This is a genomic window from Pseudomonas parakoreensis (assembly GCF_021602155.1).
In the GTDB taxonomy this organism is placed as follows: domain Bacteria; phylum Pseudomonadota; class Gammaproteobacteria; order Pseudomonadales; family Pseudomonadaceae; genus Aquipseudomonas; species Aquipseudomonas parakoreensis.
In genome coordinates, this window is record NZ_BQHY01000011.1 from 63,842 (window position 1) to 84,243 (window position 20,402).

General features: G+C 60.8%; 15 protein-coding genes. 6 read left to right on the plus strand and 9 right to left on the minus strand.

The window, feature by feature from the left end; all coding sequences use genetic code 11:
* Positions 1-265 precede the first annotated feature (265 nt).
* Together L6D63_RS18415 and L6D63_RS18420 are read right to left on the minus strand one after the other, a co-directional pair.
* Positions 266-1,657, minus strand: coding sequence for an FAD-dependent oxidoreductase (locus tag L6D63_RS18415; RefSeq protein ID WP_131670118.1), 1,392 nt, complete (start codon positions 1,655-1,657; stop codon positions 266-268).
* Positions 1,658-1,728: 71 nt separating this feature from the next.
* The gene (locus L6D63_RS18420; RefSeq protein WP_047291611.1) at positions 1,729-3,054 is read right to left on the minus strand and encodes an MFS transporter; all 1,326 of its coding nucleotides are present in this window, start codon (positions 3,052-3,054) and stop codon (positions 1,729-1,731) included.
* A gap of 269 nt (positions 3,055-3,323) precedes the next feature.
* Here L6D63_RS18420 and L6D63_RS18425 point away from each other — a divergent pair, with 269 nt between their 5' ends.
* Positions 3,324-4,196, plus strand: a complete 873-nt coding sequence (locus L6D63_RS18425) for a LysR family transcriptional regulator (RefSeq protein WP_041073893.1) — start codon at positions 3,324-3,326, stop codon at positions 4,194-4,196.
* A gap of 120 nt (positions 4,197-4,316) precedes the next feature.
* Here the strand turns inward: L6D63_RS18425 and L6D63_RS18430 are convergent, their stop codons facing one another.
* Positions 4,317-5,177 carry a LysR substrate-binding domain-containing protein gene (locus tag L6D63_RS18430; RefSeq protein WP_131670117.1) on the minus strand — a complete coding sequence of 287 codons (861 nt, stop codon included), beginning with the start codon at positions 5,175-5,177 and terminating at the stop codon, positions 4,317-4,319.
* Positions 5,178-5,290: 113 nt separating this feature from the next.
* Here L6D63_RS18430 and L6D63_RS18435 point away from each other — a divergent pair, with 113 nt between their 5' ends.
* From L6D63_RS18435 to L6D63_RS18445, 3 genes are all read left to right on the plus strand, one after another.
* Positions 5,291-6,400 (plus strand): 2-aminoethylphosphonate--pyruvate transaminase, encoded by a 1,110-nt coding sequence (locus L6D63_RS18435; RefSeq protein ID WP_047291604.1) that lies wholly within the window; start codon positions 5,291-5,293, stop codon positions 6,398-6,400.
* 154 nt (positions 6,401-6,554) lie between these two features.
* Complete coding sequence (phnX, locus tag L6D63_RS18440) at positions 6,555-7,382, plus strand: phosphonoacetaldehyde hydrolase (protein WP_047291602.1); 828 nt, start codon at positions 6,555-6,557, stop codon at positions 7,380-7,382.
* A gap of 194 nt (positions 7,383-7,576) precedes the next feature.
* Positions 7,577-8,131, plus strand: a complete 555-nt coding sequence (locus L6D63_RS18445; RefSeq protein ID WP_047291600.1) for a cytochrome b — start codon at positions 7,577-7,579, stop codon at positions 8,129-8,131.
* A 159-nt stretch (positions 8,132-8,290) separates the two neighbouring features.
* Here L6D63_RS18445 and L6D63_RS18450 read toward each other — a convergent pair whose 3' ends face one another.
* Complete coding sequence (locus tag L6D63_RS18450; protein ID WP_131670116.1) at positions 8,291-9,214, minus strand: 1-aminocyclopropane-1-carboxylate deaminase/D-cysteine desulfhydrase; 924 nt, start codon at positions 9,212-9,214, stop codon at positions 8,291-8,293.
* A gap of 226 nt (positions 9,215-9,440) precedes the next feature.
* Entirely contained in the window at positions 9,441-11,480 is a 2,040-nt protein-coding gene (locus L6D63_RS18455) for an oxidoreductase (protein ID WP_131670115.1), read from the minus strand.
* A 206-nt stretch (positions 11,481-11,686) separates the two neighbouring features.
* Here L6D63_RS18455 and L6D63_RS18460 point away from each other — a divergent pair, with 206 nt between their 5' ends.
* Positions 11,687-12,817: a nitrilase-related carbon-nitrogen hydrolase gene (locus tag L6D63_RS18460; protein WP_095669230.1), complete on the plus strand. Its 1,131-nt coding sequence runs from the start codon at positions 11,687-11,689 to the stop codon at positions 12,815-12,817.
* 3 nt (positions 12,818-12,820) lie between these two features.
* A complete protein-coding gene (locus tag L6D63_RS18465; RefSeq protein ID WP_131670114.1) occupies positions 12,821-13,861 on the plus strand; it encodes an AraC family transcriptional regulator in 1,041 nt (346 codons plus the stop codon).
* Between the two features lie 324 nt (positions 13,862-14,185).
* Here L6D63_RS18465 and L6D63_RS18470 read toward each other — a convergent pair whose 3' ends face one another.
* From L6D63_RS18470 to lon, 4 genes are all read right to left on the minus strand, one after another.
* Positions 14,186-15,073 carry a DUF2242 domain-containing protein gene (locus L6D63_RS18470; RefSeq protein WP_047291590.1) on the minus strand — a complete coding sequence of 296 codons (888 nt, stop codon included), beginning with the start codon at positions 15,071-15,073 and terminating at the stop codon, positions 14,186-14,188.
* Between the two features lie 247 nt (positions 15,074-15,320).
* A complete protein-coding gene (locus L6D63_RS18475; RefSeq protein WP_047291588.1) occupies positions 15,321-17,192 on the minus strand; it encodes a SurA N-terminal domain-containing protein in 1,872 nt (623 codons plus the stop codon).
* Between the two features lie 236 nt (positions 17,193-17,428).
* Positions 17,429-17,701 carry an HU family DNA-binding protein gene (locus tag L6D63_RS18480; RefSeq protein ID WP_008077714.1) on the minus strand — a complete coding sequence of 91 codons (273 nt, stop codon included), beginning with the start codon at positions 17,699-17,701 and terminating at the stop codon, positions 17,429-17,431.
* Between the two features lie 148 nt (positions 17,702-17,849).
* Positions 17,850-20,246, minus strand: a complete 2,397-nt coding sequence (gene lon / locus L6D63_RS18485) for an endopeptidase La (RefSeq protein ID WP_003223634.1) — start codon at positions 20,244-20,246, stop codon at positions 17,850-17,852.
* Positions 20,247-20,402: the final 156 nt, after the last annotated feature.

A 20,402-nucleotide genomic window follows, 5' to 3' on the forward strand; every position in this document is an offset into this window, starting at 1 on the left:
GTGGGAGCGCAGCGACCGTTTGGCGTAGCCAAACGCATCGAGAGGAGGTGCAGCGAAGCAAACCGTAGGCGATGCCCCCGGATGAACCCCGTAACGAAGGAACCCGAGCCTAAGCGAGGGCCGCACGCCGGGGCCAAGCCTTTTGCTTACTTTTCGGCGTCTGGAAAAGTGAGTCGCTGTAAGAGCGAAACCATAAGAAGCCGTTACCGCAGAAACGGATATGTACTCGGTAACCCAAAAGAACGCAGCGCTCGCCAGCCCCCAATCACCCCTTGTCAGCCTTCCCCGCCGCCGCCGCAAACTTCGCCAACCGCACATCCAGATGCCGCGGCCGCCGCCCATGGTCCTCAGCCCGCTCCTTGCGCCGAATCGCATTACGCACCATCAACGACCCCAGATACCGAATCGGCTCCGGCGGAAAATACCCCAACGGCCCGTTCACCAAGGGCGAACGGGTCCACGGGTTATCGAGCCCCTGCACCAACGAGGCAAGAATCTGCCCGCCCATGTGACACGGCCCGACGCCACTGCCGGAATAACCAAAGCCATAGAACACATTGCCACTGGCACTCATCTGCCCAAAAAACGGCAACCCGGTCACCGAACGATCCGACGGCCCGTTCCAGGTCGCATCCACCTTGACCTCGGCAAACGCCGGAAAAAACGCCCCAAGGCTGCGCCTGAGCAAATCCGCATAGGGCGATGGCTGATCGAACACCGGCAGCATCCGCCCGCCAAACGCAAACGTGTTGCCACCCTTGCCAAGCATGATCCGGCCATCCGGGGTGTTGTGGTAGTAGTGCACGAAAATCCGCGAGTCGAGCACAGTAACGCCACTGGTCAAACCGATCTCCTGCAGCAGATCCGGGCGCGGTTCGGTGATCAGCATGTCGCTGGAAACGATCGCCACGCTGCGTTCGAATTGTGGGAACGCACGGGCCATCCACGCGTTCATCGCCAGCACCACGCGGTCGGCAATCACGCAACCATGGGCGGTGTGAATGCGTGCCGGGCGGCGCTCTTCCAGACCGGTCATCGCGGTGTTTTCGTGGATCTTCACGCCCAGTTGCAACGCCACCCGGCGCAAGCCGCGCACCAGTTTGCCCGGTTGCACACTGGCGGCTGCCGGCGAGAACCGGCCTTCCAGATGTTGGCTGGAACCGGCCATGCGCTGTACGTCGGCCACGGGACGCTGGGTGAACGAGTTGATGCCGTTACGCTCCAGCGCCGCGATCACGGCGTCGGTCGAACCGACCTGCGCCTTGTTGGTGGCGGTGTACAACGTGCCGTCGAGGCGGTAATCGGCATCGACGCCGTACTGTTCGCAGAATTCGCCGATGGCGTGGATGCTGCGCTCGGATTCCTTGACCAGGCGCACCGCCTCCTCGACACCGAACAGGCGCTCGAGGGTGAAATACTTGGCCGACCACGACAACGCGCAACCACCGTTGCGCCCACTGGCACCGGCGCCGCAGATGTCGGCTTCGATCATCAGCACGTCGAGTTCAGGGTTCTGCTGCTTGAGCATGATCGCCGTCCACAATCCGGTGTAGCCACCGCCAACGATGCACACGTCAGTGCGCACTTCGCCTTGCAGCGGCGGGCACGTCGGGGATGGGTCGGCCTGCAAGGCTTGTTCGAGCCAAAAAGGTCGCATGGGATTCTCCAGTCAGATGGCCACGACACAGCCTGCCGCGAGCACCGCAGCAGGCCGCGAGGCGAGGGTTTTCAGTTACGCAGGGGTTTGATGGTCAGCGGGCAATTGGGCACAGACGCGCGCGGTTCCATCACTCCGACCGGGCGGCTATTCCAGTGCGGAATCAGCACCAGCGCCGAAAACAAGGCGCAGCCGGCGAAGACGATGAACACCGTCACCGAATCGAAGTAACCCGGCAGCAATCCGCCGAGCACCGCGCCAACCGAGCCACAACCGTTGACGAAACCGGCCGCGGTGGCACCGGCCTTGGCCTTGCCGAAGTCAATCGCCGCCGCGCCGCTGATCATCGAATCCGGTCCATACAGGGTCAGGCCCATGACAAACAGCAGCGCCACCACCAACATCACGCTGCCGGTGTGCAACGCGCCCATGAACAACGCCAGGGTCACGGTCAGCGCCAGCAGACTGAGGACACAGGCCGGCATGCGCCGGGCGCCGAACAGCTTGTCCGAGGCCAGGCCGATCATGATCGGCCCGAGCAGACCGGCCAGTTCAAACGAGGTGGGAATGATCGCCGCGCCGACCTTGCCGACACTCGGCATCTGCTCGAAGACAATCACTGGCCCCCACAACAGAATCGCGTAACGCGCCGGTTTCAACATGAAATACGCCAGACCCAGCACCAGCACCGTGCGGTTGCGCAGGATTTCCTTCAACGGCTCCCAGACGCTGAGCTTGCTGTTGGCCTCGGTTTCTTCAGCGCTCAGTTCCGGCTCCGGCTCCACGGCCGGCAGGCCGACGTCTTCCGGTTTGTTGCGCTGAAAAATGAAGAACAGCAGCGCCACCGCCGCGACTACCGCGGCGCTGGATATGAACGCCGCGTGCCAGGTGCCGATCAGCGTATACGCCCACCAGCCGGCAAACGGCGAGGCCACCAGACCGCCAAACGCATAGCAGGAGCTCCACAATCCGAGCACCCGCCCGCGCTGCTGCGCCGGGAAGAAACTGCCGAGGTTCTTGCACAATCCCGACCAGCCGGTGGACTGCGCCAGGCCCTGAATCAGCATGCAAGTGGCGAAGATCGGTAGCGTGGCAAAACTGCCCATCACTAACGCCGCCGCAGCGGAAATCAACAGCCCGCCGAGCACCACGACCCTTGGGCCGAAGCGGTCGGCGAGCATGCCCCAGGTGAATTGGCCGATGGCGTAGGCCGCCAGATAGATCGCATCAAGGTTGGCCATGGCCATCTTGTCGAGCATGAAGGTCGGGTCTTCCGCGATGCCCAGTTTGGCCACGGAAAACGCTTTGCGGGTGAAGTAGAAGGCGGCGTACGCGAGCCAGGTGATAGCGAAAATCTGCATTCGCCAACGCGCAAGGGTGCCGATGTGCTTGTTCATTGTGGTTCTGACCTCAGGGTGTGAGTGTGCCGGCAGAATCGTTAAGTAAACGCCTGTGTTTTTTATTGTTGAGCACTGCGCCAGCGCCCCGTCCCTATGGCGATAGCGGTCAGATGAGTCCTGTTATTGCACGCACAGGCTCATCGCCAGCGTTGCTGCCCGAGCGGGCAGTCAGCGCTGGCGTGAGCGGATCAAAGCAATTACTGTTTAATAAATAAAATCGATTTATCGTATTTCACACATAAGCTCAGCTTGTTGATGGAGGCTATATGTCGGTGTCCCACGCCCAGCTCAAAGCCTTTCACGCCGTGGCTGTACACGGAAGCTTCACTAAAGCGGCCGAACGGCTTTTTCTGACGCAACCGGCGATTTCCGACCAAGTGCGCAAACTGGAAGAGCGCTTCGGTGTGTTGCTGTTTCATCGCAACAAGCGTTCGGTGCGCCTGACCGATCTGGGCGAGCGCCTGCTGGCGATCACCCAGCGGCTGTTCGTGATTGAGGCTGAAGCCCAGGAGCTGCTGCAGGAATCCCAGGCGCTGCAGACCGGCAGCTTGATTCTGGCGGTGGATGCCCCGGTACACGTGCTGCCGCTGATTGCGCGGTTCTGCGAGCGCTACCCGGGGATCAGCGTGAAGATCGAGACCGGCAACACCGATGAGTCGCTGTTTCGCCTGTTCAACTATCAGGCCGATCTGGCGCTGCTCGGGCGTGATGTCAGCGATGAACGTTTGCTGTGCGTGCCGCTGCGCAATGACCCGATGGTGGCGTTCGTTTCGCGCCATCATCCGTGGGCCGAGCGTGAGTCGATCTGCCTGGCGGATCTGGATGACACGCCGCTGGTGCTGCGCGAGCACGGCTCGGTGACCCGGCAGACCCTGGAAGAAGAAATGGCCGGCGCCGGGTTTCGCATCCGTCCGGCGATTCAGGTCGAAGGCCGGGAAGCGGCGCGCGAGGCGGTGGTGGTGGGAATTGGTGTGGGGGTTGTTTCGGCGGCGGAGTTCGGCGCGGATTCGCGGGTGTGTGCGTTGCCGATTACCGACTGCACCCGGCGTTTGACCGAAACCCTGGTGTGCTTGCGCGAGCAGAGTTCGCGGCGGGTGGTGGCAACGTTTCTTGATATGGTGCGCGAGAGCCTTGCTTAGACAGTGACGGCCTCATCGCTGGCAAGCCAGCTCCCACAGGTATGGCGTCGCACACAAATTTGGGGGCCAACACAAATTCTGTGGGAGCTGGCTTGCCAGCGATGAAGACACCACGGGGTATCAGGCCGGCGCCAGAGCGAAGAACGCCTGAATCAGGCGCAACTCCCGCCGCCGCTCCATGCAGCCGATCATGTGCCGGTTCACCAGCCCGTCCCCGACAATCGGAATCGCCATTACCCGCGGGTCATGACTGACCTCCACCGACGACACCACGCCCACCCCCAGTTCCGCCGCCACCGCTTCAGTTACCGCCTCACGGCTGTCGAGTTCCAGCAGCACCCTTGGATTGACCGCCGCCTGCGCACACGCCTGATCGAAGGTGCGCCGGGTGATCGAACTCGGCTCGCGCAACACCATGATCACCTGATCCAGCTCCTTGAGCCGCACCTCGCCGCTACGCTGCGCCCACGCATGCCCGGCGGGCACCAGCGCGCAGATCCGCGATTCGCTCAAGGCTTGCAGATGCAGGCCCTTGCGCGGTTCGACCTCGGTCAGCACCGCCACGTCCGCGTGTTCCGATAACAGCGCGGCGAGGGTTTCCTGGGCATTGCCCAGACGCAGATTCACCGTGATCCCCGGATACCGCGCGCGCAGGCTGGCAAGCATCGGCATGACCATGTGCGGACCGTCCGCCGCCACTTCCAGACGCCCGGTGAGCAACTGACGGTTGGCCTCGAGCAGGGTCTGCGCTTCTTCGGCCAGGCCGAACATGGCGCGAGTAATCGCCGCCAGTTTGGTGCCCTCCTCGGTCAGCTCGACCCGGCGCGCGGTGCGGCGCAACAAGGTGATCTGGTAATGCTCCTCCAGCGCCTTGATGTGCCCGGTCACCGCTGGCTGGCTGATGAACAGGCGCGCGGCGGCGCGGGTGAAGCTGCCTTCCCGGGCCACGGCGTCGAAAGCGCGCAGCTGGAACAGATTCATGGATAACCCTCACTGATGGCTGGCATAACAACAAACAATTTGATTGATGACTCGGCGAATTGCAACGTATGCCCCGTAGCTTCATCCCACAGCGCTATCGCGAGGACACACGAATGAGTACTGCCGCACCCATCCTGCTCACTCCCGGCCCGTTGACCACCTCGGCCCGCACCCGCCAGGCAATGCTGGTCGACTGGGGGTCATGGGATGACCGCTTCAATCAACTGACCGCCAGCCTCTGCGAGCAATTGCTGGCGATCCTCAACGGCGCCGCCACTCACCATTGCGTGCCATTGCAGGGCAGCGGCACCTTTGCCGTCGAAGCCGCCATCGGCACCCTGGTGCCACGTGACGGCAAGGTACTGGTGCTGATCAACGGCGCCTACGGCAAGCGTCTGGCGAAAATCTGCGAAGTGCTCGGCCGCTCGTTCAGCACCTTCGAATCCGCCGAAGACGAACCGACCACCGCAGCCGACGTCGACCGCCTGCTGCGCGCCGATGGCGACATCACCCATGTCGCGCTGATCCACTGCGAAACCAGCACCGGCATCCTCAACCCGCTGCCGGAAATCGCTGACGTCGTGCAGCAGCACGGCAAGCGCCTGATCATCGATGCCATGAGCTCGTTCGGTGCGCTGCCGGTGGACGCGCAAAACGTCCCGTTCGATGCGTTGATCGCCGCTTCTGGCAAGTGCCTGGAAGGCGTGCCGGGGATGGGTTTTGTGTTCGCTCGCAAGGAATCGCTGGCCGCAGCCGCTGGCAACTCGCACTCGCTGGCGATGGACCTGTATGACCAGCACACCTATATGCAGAAGACCGGTCAATGGCGCTTCACCCCGCCGACCCACGTGGTCGCGGCGCTGCACGAAGCGTTGCTGCAATACAACGAAGAAGGTGGCCTGCCCGCTCGCCATGCGCGCTACGCCGCCAACTGTCAGGCACTGATGGACGAGATGGGCAAACTCGGCCTGCGCAGCTTCCTGCCGGCGGCGATCCAGGCGCCGATCATCGCCACCTTCCATGCCCCGCGAGACCCGCGCTACCAGTTCAAGGACTTCTACGAACGGGTCAAGGCCAAGGGTTACATTCTCTACCCCGGCAAACTGACCCAAGTGGAAACCTTCCGCGTCGGCTGCATCGGCCACGTCAGCCCGGATGAAATGCGCCAGGCCGTGGCGGCGGTGGGTGAAGTGCTGCGCGAAATGGAAGTGCTGGAGATCTGAATCACCACGATACCTGTGGGAGCGGGCTTGCCCGCGATAGCGGTCTGACCATCAGCATAGATGTCGACTGAAAGGGCCCCATCGCGGGCAAGCCCGCTCCCACAGGATCGCCGAACCTTTTGAATTGCATTGCCAACACAGGATTCTTATTGCCATGAACTACGTAAACCCAAGCAAGCTGCAAGCCGCGATCCTCGACTGGGCCGGCACCGTGGTCGATTTCGGCTCGTTCGCGCCAACGCAGATCTTCGTCGAAGCCTTCGCCGAGTTCGACGTTCAGGTGTCCATCGACGAAGCCCGTGGCCCGATGGGCATGGGCAAATGGGACCACATCCGCACCCTGTGCGATCAACCGCAGGTCGCCGAGCGCTATCGCAAAGCATTCGGCCGCACCCCGACCGACGATGACGTGACCGCCATCTACAACCGCTTCATGCCGCTGCAGATCGAAAAGATCGCCGAACACTCGGCGCTGATTCCCGGCGCACTGGAAACTATCGCCCACCTGCGTCAGCAAGGGATCAAGATCGGTTCCTGCTCCGGTTACCCGAAACAGGTGATGGACAAGGTCGTGGCGCTGGCCGCCACCAACGGCTACGTTGCCGACCACGTGGTCGCCACCGACGAAGTGCCAAATGGCCGTCCATGGCCGGCTCAGGCGCTGGCCAACGTGATTGCGCTGGGTATCGATGACGTCGCGGCCTGCGTGAAGATCGACGACACCGTGCCGGGCATTCTCGAAGGTCGTCGCGCCGGGATGTGGACTGTCGCGCTGATCTGTTCGGGCAACGCGCTGGGCCTGGACTACGCCGGCTACCGTGCGCTGGGCAGCGACGAACTGGCCAGCGAACGCAAACGCATCCACGCATTGTTCGCTGGTTCCCGTCCGCACTACATGATCGACACCATCAGCGACCTGCCGGAAGTGATTGCCGACATCAACAAGCGCCTGGCCAACGGCGAGATGCCGCAATCGAGCTGATTACGTCTTTTGTCAAAACAACAAAAAACGCCAGGGTCTTCGCGACACTGGCGTTTTTTTTATGGCTGCAGCCTTGAGTCAGCGCTTTGAAACTCCGATCAGCCTCAGGCAAATCCGCCAAAGCGGATTACAGTTAAAGCATGCCGTCGCACAAGAACGGCACGTGGCGACCCTGATCTGTGAGGAAACACCGTATGCCGTGGACAAGTTCCGAATCGCGCTACAGCACCGTGTCCGTGCTGCTGCACTGGCTGATGCTGATCCTGTTGATCCTGGTCTATGCCAGCATGGAATTGCGCGGGATCTTTCCCAAAGGCAGTGGCGGCCGCGCGCTGATTCGCGAAGTGCATTACATGCTCGGCCTGACCGTGTTCGTGCTGGTGTGGTTTCGCCTGGTCGCCCGCAGCATCGGCCCGGCACCGAAAATCTTCCCGGCCTCGCCGCAGTGGCAAACCCTGCTGGCGCGGGTGATGCACTGGCTGTTGTACCTGTTCATGATCAGCATGCCGATCCTCGGCTGGCTGATCACCAGCGCCGAGGGGCACCAGGTGATGTTCTACGGCTTCGATCTGCCGCTGCTGGTCCACGAAGACAAGGCACTGGCCAAACAGGTGGAGCACTGGCACGTACTGATCGGCAACATCGGCTATTGGCTGATCGGCCTGCACGCGCTGGCGGGGCTGTATCACCATTATGTGGTGGGTGATAACACCTTGTTGCGGATGATGCCCAAGCGCGCGCCACGCTGAGGCCCGGTTTTGACCATTGTAGTGAGGGGATTCATCCCCGATGGGCTGCGAAGCGGCCCCAAAACCTGTGCACGCGGTGGATCAGACTCAATGCGTGCTCAATGAGGGGCCGCTGCGCAGCCCATCGGGGATAAATCCCCTCACCACAGGGTTACTCATTCATCCTGTGGTAAATCCTCGCCGCCCTTGCAACCCACCCGTGTGCACGAAGATCAACCGTGTACCTGACGCGAATCCGCCCGCCTCGATCCGCTCCTTGAGCGCCAGCAACGCCTTGCCGGTGTACAGCGGCTCCAGCGCAACGCCGCTACAGCGTTCAATGCTCTCGATGAATGCAAGTAGCTGCGCGTCAACCTTGGCGAAGGCGCCGCGACTGGCGTCGAGCAGCTCGTAGTCGGCAGCAGCAACACCTGCCTCATGCATAATCGCCGCCACCTGCGGCGCCACGCCATGATCCTCGGGCACCGCCAGTGCGCCATACACGGGATGCGCACCGGCCTCGGCGAGCACCAGCCCTGCCAGCGTCGTCCCGGTGCCGCAGGCCAGCCACCAGCCGTGATAATTGCTCCAGCCCAGGTTGCCCAGTTGCGCGATCACCTGCTCCTTCAACACCTTGCAGCCCAATGCGCCCGCCAATCCGCCACCGCCCTCCGGCACCGCCTGAAAATCTGGATATTGCGCCCGCCACGGCTCCCAGAACCCCGGCTCATGCCGCGCCCGATAGCCGCCGTAACCAAGCCAGTGCAGTTGCATGCCGAACGCTTGCAGATCGCTGACCGCCGGCGTTTGCTGTGGATGGCCGCGCAACAGGCCAACCGTTTCGAAGCCAAGACGCTTGCCCGCCGCCGCGAGCGCATGCAGATGATTGGAATGCGCACCACCGAGGCTGATGACGCCCTGCGCGCCAGCGCGGTCGGCGGCCTTGAGATGCTCGACGAGTTTGAACCATTTGTTGCCGCTGATCAGCGGGTCGATCTGGTCCAGACGCAGGATCGCGACCTCGATTCCGGCGCGGGTGAGCCAGTCGAGTTCAAGCAATTCGAGGGAGGCTTGGGGCAGCCAGTGGGCGGGAGGAAGAAGCATGGGCGACTGATCATTCTGAGTAGAGCCGGCATTCTAGTCGCTGATAAGCAGCCATCGCGATCAGGCTCGCGCCTGCATCGGTTCGATGGTGCTCACCGAATCAGTGAACAACACAAACACTGTGGGAGCGAGCTTGCTCGCGAAAGCGGAGTGTCAGCCAATATATATGTCGACTGACACCACGCCTTCGCGAGCAAGCTCGCTCCCACAGGTTAAGCGGCGTAGCTTAGAGCTCAGCGGCCAGACGCGACCCCTGATTGATCGCGCGCTTGGCATCCAGCTCCGCCGCCACGTCGGCGCCGCCGATCAGGTGCACATTCTGCCCCGCCGCGACCAGACCTTCCTGCAGATCGCGCAGTGGATCCTGGCCGGCGCAGATCACGATGTTGTCCACCGCCAGCACTTGCGGCTCGCCGGTTTCGCCGATGCGGATGTGCAGGCCTTCGTCGTCGATCTTCAGGTATTCGACGCTGTTGAGCATCTGCACCTGCTTGTTCTTCAGACCGGTGCGGTGGATCCAGCCGGTGGTTTTACCCAGACCATCACCAACCTTGGATTTCTTGCGCTGCAACAGGAACACTTCACGAGCCGGAGCGTGCGGCGCCGCCTTGATCCCGGCCACGCCACCGCGCGCTTCCAGGTTCGTGTCGATGCCCCACTCTTTCCAGAACGCGGTGCGATCCAGACTGGTGGCCACGCCTTGGTGCACAAGGAATTCCGAGACATCGAAACCGATGCCGCCCGCGCCGATCACCGCCACGCGCTTGCCCACCGGTTTGCGCTCAAGAATCACGTCCAGGTAACTCAGCACCTTGGCGTTGTCGACGCCAGGAATTGCCGGCACACGCGGCGCGATGCCGGTGGCGAGGATGATTTCGTCGTAACCGCCTTCAACCAGTTTCGCCACGTCGACGCGGGTGTTCAGGCACACCTCGACATTCGTCGTCTGCAACTTGCGCTTGAAGTAACGCAGGGTTTCGAAGAACTCTTCCTTGCCCGGCACCCGCTTGGCGATGTTGAACTGGCCGCCAATTTCGCTGGCCGAATCGAACAACGTCACCTGATGTCCGCGCTCGGCGGCCACGGTCGCGGCGGACAGACCGGCAGGGCCGGCACCGACCACAGCGATCTTCTTGATCTGCTGTACCGGCAGATAGTTGAGCTCGGTTTCATGGCAGGCACGCGGGTTGACCAGGCAACTGGTGAGCTTGCCGCCAAAGGTGTGATCGAGGCACGCCTGGTTGCAACCGATGCAGGTGTTGATTTCGTCGGCGCGGCCTTCTGCAGCCTTGTTGACGAAGTCAGGATCGGCGAGGAACGGCCGCGCCATCGAGACCATGTCGGCATCGCCTTCAGCGAGGATCTGCTCGGCGATTTCCGGGGTGTTGATGCGGTTGGTGGTGATCAGCGGAATGTTCACCGACCCGCGCAGTTTGGCGGTGACCTTGCTGAACGCCGCGCGCGGCACCTTGGTGGCGATGGTCGGGATCCGCGCTTCGTGCCAGCCGATGCCGGTGTTGATGAGGGTTGCGCCAGCCTGCTCGATGGCTTTCGCCAGGGTCACGATCTCATCCCAGGTGCTGCCGCCCTCGACCAGATCGAGCATCGACAAACGGAAGATGATGATGAAGTTCGGGCCGACCGCTTCACGCACCCGACGGACGATTTCCACCGGCAGGCGCATACGGTTTTCGTAGCTGCCGCCCCAGCGGTCGGTGCGGTGGTTGGTGTGGGCGGCGAGGAACTGGTTAATGAAGTAACCTTCCGAGCCCATGATTTCCACGCCGTCGTACTCGGCGGTTTGCGCCAGTACCGAGCAGGTGACGAAATCGCTGATCTGTTTCTCGATGCCTTCCTCGTCCAGTTCTTTGGGCTTGAACGGGTTGATCGGCGCCTGAATCGCGCTTGGTGCAACCTGTTTCGGACTGTAGGCATAGCGCCCGGCGTGGAGGATCTGCATGCAGATCTTGCCGCCAGCCTCGTGCACCGCGCGGGTGACGATGCGGTGCTTGAGCGCTTCTTCCTCGGTGGTCAGCTTGGCTGCGCCGGAGTACACGCCACCCTCGTCGTTCGGGCCGATACCGCCGGTGACCATCAGGCCGACGCCGCCACGAGCACGTTCGGCGAAGTACGCCGCCATGCGTTCGAAGCCACCCGGTTTTTCTTCAAGGCCAGTGTGCATCGAGCCCATCAGGGTGCGGTTGCGCAGCGTGGTGAATCCCAGGTCCAACGGGGCCAACAGGTGCGGGTAATGAGCGGCGGTCATCGGTAACTCCACAACGAGCGATCACGGAAATTGCGGGAGCTCTGCGTCCCCCGTCAGTCATGTTCGACAGACTAAGAGTCGCACTGCTGTCACTCAATGACCGAAACTGACAACTTATTGATCCAAATGCGCAGCGCCCCTTGGCAAGCGCAGGCATGCGCCCTACCCTAGTCGCCACACCCTGTATCCGGTTGTTGTTGGTTTTCATGCGCAAACTTCTGTACCTATTTTTCTCCATGGCCATCGTTGCCGCCCTGACCACCTACGCCATGTGGGCGGCGGACCGGCCGGCGGGACATTACCTGTCGGACCTGCGCATCAAACTGGCGGTCGATCAGGGCACGCCCGGCGACCGTGGCAACTTGCTGGGTATCCAGCCGGAACTGTTCCCCACCGACTACCAAAGCCCGGAGCGCCTGCACCGCAAACTCGCGGCCTATCTGCAGCAAGCGCAGGATCAGGGCCTGCTGAATGAAAAAACCGTGGTGGTGCTGCCCGAGCATATCGGTACCTGGCTGATGATCAGCGGCGAGAAAGACGAGCTGTACCAGGCGCCGACCCTGGTCGAAGCGATGAACTGGCTGGCGGCGAGCAATCCGTTGCTGTTCGCCCGCGCCTGGCTTACTGCCAAGGGCGACAATCGCCTCGACGACGCGCACTTGCGGATGAAGTCCAAAGCCATGGCCAAGGATTACCAGGCACTGTTTGGTGGGCTGGCCAAGGAATTCCACGTGACGCTGGTGGCCGGCTCCATCGTCCTGCCCGAACCCAGCATTCGTGATGGCCAGCTCAAGCCCGGTAGCGGCGCGCTGTTCAACAGCAGTGTGGTGTTTGGCCGTGATGGTGTACCGCTGGGCCAGCCCCAGCGGCAAATGCACCCGATCTTCGAACAGCGCGATGTGATCGAGGGCGAAGACGCCCACGCGATCAACGTGGTCGACACGCCGGCCGGACGCCTGGGCGTGCTGATCGGCAGCGACAGCTGGTACCCGGACAACTATCGCCAACTCGACGAACAAGGCGCGCAACTGGTAGCGGTGCCGGCCTTCGTCGTGGGTCACGGTGCGTGGAATCAGCCGTGGGCCGGTTATAAGGGTTCAAGTACACCGGGTTCGGTCAGCCTCAAGCCCGGGGAAATCAGTGAAGGTCAGGCCTGGCATCGCCTGACGCTCACCGCACAGCCGCCGAGCAGCCGTGCGATCGCCGGCATGAGCGTGTTCCTGCGTGGGCAGTTCTGGGACAAGCCCGGCTCGGGGCAAAGTTTCCTCAGCAGCAACGGCCAGCAATTCGCCGATGGCGAAGCCCGCGGCGCGCGTCTGCTGAACATCTGGTTGTAAGCCATGAAACCGCTGCCGATGCGCCTTGGGGATCTGTCGGTAGGTTTCGTGCACAGCCTGGCCGATGCCGTGCGCAGCCATGGCGTCGATCCGCAACCGCTGCTCGAACAATACGGCCTGGACGCGGCGCGACTGGCCGAAGCCGGTGCGCGGCTGTCGATCCCGCGCTACATGCGGCTGGGGCACAGCGCGATTCAGTTGACTGGCGATTCGGCGTTGGGTCTGCGCATGGGCCAGCTCAGCCGCTTGAGTCAGGCCGGGCTCGCCGGGGTCACCGCCGCACAGGCACCGACCGTGCGCGAAGCGGCCCGTTGCCTGATCCGCTTCGAGCCGCTGTACGGTTCCAACTATCGCGGACAGTCGAGCTTTCACGAGGATGCCCATGGCGCGTGGCTGCGCTTCTACTCGATCAGCCCGTACAACGCCTATAACCGCTTTGTGGTGGATTCGATCATCGCCGGCTGGCTGCATCAGCTGTCCAGCGTCAGCCGCGAGCCGTTGCACGCCGAGCGCATCGACATCGAATTTGACGAGCCGGACTATCGCGACGCCTATAGCGTGCTGGGCGATTGCCCGATCCAGTTTGGCGCCGAACGCAATCAACTGCGCTTGAGCCTCGCCAGCCTCGCTCTGCGCAACCCGGAACACTGCCCAAGCACCTGGAAACACTTGCTTGCGTTGTGTGAACGGGAACTGGAGCAATTGACCCGCACCCGCAGCCTGCGCGAACGCATCACTCAGCTGTTGGGGCCATTGCTCAATGGTGGCCGGGAACCCGACCTGGAAGAAGTGGCGGCGCGTCTGAAGCTGCCGACCTGGACCTTGCGGCGCAAACTGGCCGAGGAAGGCACACAGTTTCGCGCCATACTCAACGACACCCGCCGCGACCTGGCAATGACCTACATCCGCGATACCGAACTGGCGTTCGGCGAGATCGCCTATCTGCTGGGCTTTGCTTCAGCCGAGGCGTTTCAACGTGCCTTCAAGCGCTGGAGCGGCCAGACCCCGGGCGAGTTTCGCCGCAGTCACCGCAAAACCGCCTGACGCCTTACAACTCGGTGGCGTCTTCGGCCGGTTCTGGCTGATCGAGTTCATACGCCTGATATTCGAGCAGTTCTTCTTGATAATCGTCCATCGTCTCATCCCCCTACTGCCCGCTAAAAAACAGCCCGGTCAAATGACCAGTGCCTCGAGCGTATCGTGCCCGTATGAAGGGAAAGTGACATCCCGCCTTCATGAATAAAACGTAGCAGGTGGTCAGGAATTTATCGCTGGAATTTTGTCCGGAGAATGTAACGGGATTTGAGTGCGCCACAAAACAAATGTGGGAGCGAGCACCCCCGCTCCCACAGCAGAGCCCCGCGCGGCTCACTGCATCGCCGGAATCGGCTCCGATGGCGGCGGGATATTGGTCGGATTGGCCGGCGGTGTGATCGTTTCGGCAGCCGGTGCAGGATCTGCACTCGGTGCCGGGGTGATCGGCGCGGATTCCGCAGGCGGCACCACGGGTTCGGAACCCGCTGGCGTCGGTGCAACCGTGGCCGGCGCAGGCGTCACTGCAGGAGTGGCCGGCGTCATGGTCTGGGCTGGCTCGACAATGCCGGGTGGCGGTGGCGCTGGCGCTGTCTCGACTGCCGGGGCAGGTGTTGTCGGCGCTACAGCCGCAGGCTTCGGCTCCGGAACACCCAGATCAGTCTTGGGTTTTTCTTCGATGTGTGCGGCTTTCTTCGCATCGGCTGGCAGGAACAGCTCAACCAGGGTGAAGAAACGCTCGTAGAACTTCTGCGACGTCACAGTCTCACTGGCCACCTTGACCATCGAATCATCGGACGAGCCGATCGGCATCGACACCGAACCCAACACGCCGACCCCGAGGCTGGCGGAGTTGTTGGTCTTCTTCAACGCGTAGCGATCCTGCAAGGCATTGGCGAACACCGTGGCATGGTGTTTGGAACTGCCGTCTTCGGTACACACCACGTTGAAGCTGATCTCCATGTGGGTTTCACCGGTTTGCTGGAAGCTTTTGTGGCCACTGATCAGTTTCGGGTCACTGCTGGTGATGATATAGCCCTGGCTGAGCAACGCACGACGGGCCGCCTCGCAGCTCGCGGTGTCAGCCACCGGATAATTGCGCGAGAACGTGCCGGAATCATCGAAGTTCTCATGCTCATAGATCGGCTTGTCCTTCGAACAGCCAGCAACAGCGGTCAACAACAGCGCCAACCCAACGACACGCATGGGAGTTGAAATCAACATTGAACATCCTGAGGGAAAACAGTCCGGGGCGTATTGTGCAACAGAACTTGGCCCTGCGGCGCATGGATTGTGTCTTAAAGCCGTTACAACCTTATTGACCATGGTTTGCCGGAAAAAGTCGCAGCCACTCGCCGCAAGGGCAAAACGGCCAGCCGCCACACCCGAAGCAACGGAACCAGCCAAATCCCAAGCATAAAAAAGCCCCGACCATCAGATCCGGGCTTTCCTGTTACCACTCAGTCAAACATCAATAGCGCTTGATATCCGCCTGACTTTCCAACTGCTTGCGGAACGCCGCGAAATCCTGCTGACCTTCACGCGAAGCAAGGAAGCGACGATACTGCGCCTTCTCTTCATCAGTCGGCGCCACTGCTTCATTCACACCGTCCAGGCGCACGATCATCAGGCTACCGTCCTGCAAGGTCACGCTGCTGAACGTCGGCTTGCCCTTGGCCGCCGGTTTCGGCATACGGAACAACGCCTGCAGCACAGTCGGATCAACCCCTTCCTGAGCGCGAGTGGCCGCCGTGACAACCTTCCAGTTCTGACCCTCGACAGCCTTGTCCAGCGGAGTCTTGCCATCGCGCAGACTGGCGATCAGCTGGTCGGCCTTGGTCTTGGCCGCAGCACTGGCATGCTCTTTGGTCAACTGCGCGCGGATCGCCGTGTTGACGGCTTCCAGAGGCAACTGCTCAGGCTTCAGGTGTTCCTTGGCACGCAGCACGACCACGGTTTCCGGGTCCAGCTCGATGCCGGTGCTGTTGGCGTTTTCTTCCAGCACTTCCTGGCTGAATGCAGCGCTCACCACAGCACGGTTGGCCGCAATGCCTTCGCCACCTTCACGGCCGAACGGCTTGGAAGTGTGCACAGTCAGTTTCAGATCTGCCGCTGGCTGGGCCAGGTCAGACGCTTCGAACGCCGAGTCTTCCAGTTGCTTGGTCGCCTCGACAAAACGCTGCTCGACCTGTTGAGTCTTCAGTTCGCGGGTCAGCTTGTCTTTCAGGCTGGCCAGGGTCGGAACTTCTGGCGCTTCAACACCCAGCAGCTTGATCAGGTGGTAACCGAAGTCGGTACGCACCGGCTCGGACACCTGGTCCTTGTTCAACGCGTACAGGGCTTTTTCGAAGGCTGGGTCATAGACGCCAGGACCGGCGAAACCGAGATCACCGCCATTGTTGGCCGAGCCCGGATCCTGCGAGAACTCCTTGGCCAGCGCTTCGAATTTCTCGCCCTTGGCCAGACGCGCCTGGACTTCTTCGATCTTGGCCTTGGCCTGAGCGTCGGTGGTCTTGTCGTTGACTTCGATCAGGATATGCGCGGCGCGGCGCTGTTCCGACAGGTTGGCGATCTCTTTCTGATACGCCGCCTGCAGGTCTTCGTCCTTGACCGCAACCTGGTCGAAGAACGAAGACTTCTTCAGCTCGACGTAATCGACAACCACCTGCTCTGGGGTCATGAACTCCTTGGCGTGCTCGTCGTAATAAGCCTTGACCTCATCGTCGGTCAGCTTGACCGCGGCCGGGTCGGCCTTGACGTTCAGCGAAGCGAAATCGCGGGTCTGTTTTTCCAGACGGGCGAATGCCAGCACTTCAGCGTCGGTGACGAAACCGCTGCCGGCAACACCGGCACGCAACTGACCGATCAGCATTTCCTGAGCCAGCATCTGGCGGAATTGCATGCGGGTGTAGCCCAGTTGACGGATCACCTGATCAAAGCGCTCGGAGCTGAACTTGCCGTCCACCTGGAATTCAGGGGTCTGCAGGATCACCTGATCCAGTGCACCTTCGGAGAAAGCGAATTTCGATTGTTCTGCGCCTTGCAACAGCAGCTTGCGATCGATCAGACCCTTGAGGGCCGATTCGCGGAGCATTTTTTCGTCAAGCAAGGATGCATCGAAATCCTTGCCCAGCTGTTGCATCAGCTGACGGCGTTGCATGTCAACGGCCTGGCTCAGCTCGTTCTGGCTGATTTCTTCACCATTGACCTTGGCCGCATCGTTGGTGTGCGTCGTGGCCTTGAAAATAGCGTCGAAACCGGTCAGAGCCATCAGTGCAACGATGACCCCGATAATGGTCTTGGCAATCCAGCCTTGTGAATTGTCCCTGATATTCTGCAGCATGCGTCCCCCAGAAACGGTTGAACTTCAAAAATTTGGCAACCGTGGAGCGTGGGTAGAATCCGGATAGAAGAAAGGCGCATCCGAGGATGCGCCTTCTCGTAACTGGCGGAGCGGACAGGGCTCGAACCCTCGATCCCGGCGTTACAGGCAGCTGTCCCAGCGACCTGCTCTACCGCTCCGCTGCCAAGTCAGGCATGACCCCGACCCGGATGGGTAAAAACCTGAAACAAACTAACTTAGTTAACAGCTTCTTTCAGTGCTTTACCGGCTTTGAAACCTGGCTTTTTAGCAGCCGCGATTTGCAGCGTCTTGCCGGTCTGTGGGTTACGACCAACGCGAGCTGGACGATCAGTCACGGAGAAAGTGCCGAAACCAACCAGAACAACGGAGTCGCCGGCCTTCAGAGCGCCAGTGACGGATTCGATAACAGCGTCCAGCGCACGGCCAGCAGCAGCTTTCGGGATATCAGCGGATGCAGCGATAGCATCAATCAGTTCCGACTTGTTCACTCTAAGTCCCCTTATATCTATTTTGAGATGATTCTAAGTTTTTTGGTGAAAGCAAAAACGAGTGCTGAATGGCCTACAGACACTTAAGAGCCGCTTTATAACAAGGGCTCTAAAAAGCTGTCAAGGAAGCCCCCCAGGCAAAAACGTATTAATGCGTGCTAATTCTTTCCTTTGAATCAGACTCACGTTTTTCGTCCTTGGAAACTATCTCCGGAGCCACATCCGGCAAGGGCTCCGGCGCGTATTGCAGCGCAATTTGCAGGACCTCGTCAATCCATTTAACCGGTTTAATCTGCAGATCCTGCTTGATATTGTCAGGAATCTCCTTCAGATCGCGCACGTTCTCTTCCGGAATAATCACGATCTTGATTCCACCGCGGTGAGCGGCAAGCAGTTTTTCCTTCAGACCACCGATTGCCAGCACTTGACCACGCAGGGTGATTTCGCCAGTCATGGCGACATCGGCGCGCACCGGAATCCCGGTCAATGCCGATACCAATGCCGTGCACATGCCGACACCTGCGCTTGGACCGTCTTTCGGCGTCGCGCCTTCCGGCATGTGAATGTGGGTATCGCGCTTCTCATGGAAGTCCAGCGGAATGCCCAGGCTCTTCGCACGGCTGCGCACAACGGTCAGGGCTGCAGTGATCGATTCGACCATTACATCACCCAACGAACCGGTCTTGATCAGTTGACCTTTGCCCGGAACCACAGCCGCTTCGATGGTCAGCAATTCGCCGCCCACCTGCGTCCACGCCAGGCCAGTTACCTGTCCGATCTGATCCTGCTGCTCGGCCAGACCGTAGCGGAATTTACGCACACCCAGGAAATGCTCCAGCAGATCAGCTGTCACTTTTACCGAGAAGCGTTTTTCCAGCGCATGCTCTTTCACAGCCTTGCGGCAGACCTTGGCAATCTGACGCTCGAGGCCACGCACACCGGCTTCCCGGGTGTAGTAACGGATGATGTCGCGGATCGCTTCCTCGTCGAACTCCAGCTCACCCTTCTTCAGACCGTTGGCGGCGATCTGCTTCGGTGACAGGTACTTGACGGCGATGTTGATCTTTTCGTCTTCGGTGTAACCCGGCAGACGAATGACTTCCATTCGATCCAGCAGTGCTGGCGGGATGTTCATCGAGTTCGAGGTGCACAGGAACATCACATCCGACAGGTCGTAATCGACTTCCAGGTAGTGATCGTTGAAGTTGTGGTTCTGCTCCGGATCGAGCACTTCCAGCAATGCCGACGCCGGGTCGCCGCGCATGTCGCTGCCCATCTTGTCGATTTCATCGAGCAGGAACAGCGGGTTGCGCACGCCCACTTTTGTCATCTTTTGAATCAATCTTCCTGGCATCGAACCGATGTAGGTTCGACGGTGACCACGAATTTCCGCCTCGTCACGCACGCCACCCAAGGCCATGCGCACGAATTTGCGGTTGGTGGCGTGAGCAATCGACTCCGCCAGCGAGGTTTTACCCACGCCAGGCGGACCGACCAGGCACAACACCGGGCCACGGATCTTCTTCACACGCTTTTGCACGGCGAGGTATTCAAGGATGCGTTCCTTGACCTCTTCAAGGCCGTAATGATCGGCATCGAGAATGTCTTCCGCACGCGCCAGGTCGAGGCGTACCTTGCTCTGCGCCTTCCACGGCACCTGCACCAGCCAGTCGATGTAGGAGCGCACCACGGTGGCTTCAGCGGACATCGGCGACATCTGCTTGAGCTTGTTCAGCTCGGCAGTGGCTTTGGCCAGGGCATCCTTCGGCAGGCCGGCCGCATCGATGCGCTTTTTCAGCTCTTCGATTTCGTTGTGACCTTCGTCACCGTCACCCAGCTCTTTCTGAATGGCCTTCATCTGCTCATTCAGGTAATACTCGCGCTGGCTGCGTTCCATTTGCTTTTTGACGCGGCCGCGAATGCGTTTTTCGACTTGCAGCAGATCGATCTCGGCATCCAGCAAGGCGAGCACGTGCTCGACGCGGGCCGACAGGTCGATGATTTCGAGGATTTCCTGCTTCTGCTCGATTTTCAGCGCCATGTGCGCGGCCATGGTGTCAACCAGGCGGCCAGGCTCATCAATGCTGTTGAGCGACGACAGGACTTCAGCCGGGACTTTCTTGCCCAACTGCACATATTGTTCGAACTGCGACAGCAGGCTGCGCACGAACACTTCGGATTCGCGCTCGGCGGCGTCGACTTCGTCGATCAGCGAGACTTCGGCGCGGCAATGCCCGTCGACTTCGCTGAAGCGCTCTACAGCGCCGCGCTGCTCACCTTCGACCAGAACCTTGACGGTGCCGTCTGGCAGCTTCAGCAGCTGCAGCACCGTCGCAATCGTACCTACGCGATAGAGAGCGTCTTCACCGGGATCATCATCAGCCGGGTTTCTCTGGGCCAGCAGCAGGATCTGCTTGTCGCCCGTCATCGCGGCCTCGAGGGCTTCGATGGATTTCTCGCGCCCCACGAACAGCGGGATAACCATGTGCGGATAAACCACGACATCACGCAATGGCAGGAGAGGCAATTCGATGGTTGTCTTCATGATTTCGCCTCTACGGCGGCCATATGGCCGTAATCAGATGGAATTAAGCTTGAAACCAAGATGGGGGCTGCCTTGAAAAAAAACAAGCGCAAAGCGGATGTAAAAAACGCCATAAAAAAAAAGAGGCCCGAAGGCCCCTTCTTTGTTCCGGCAGTG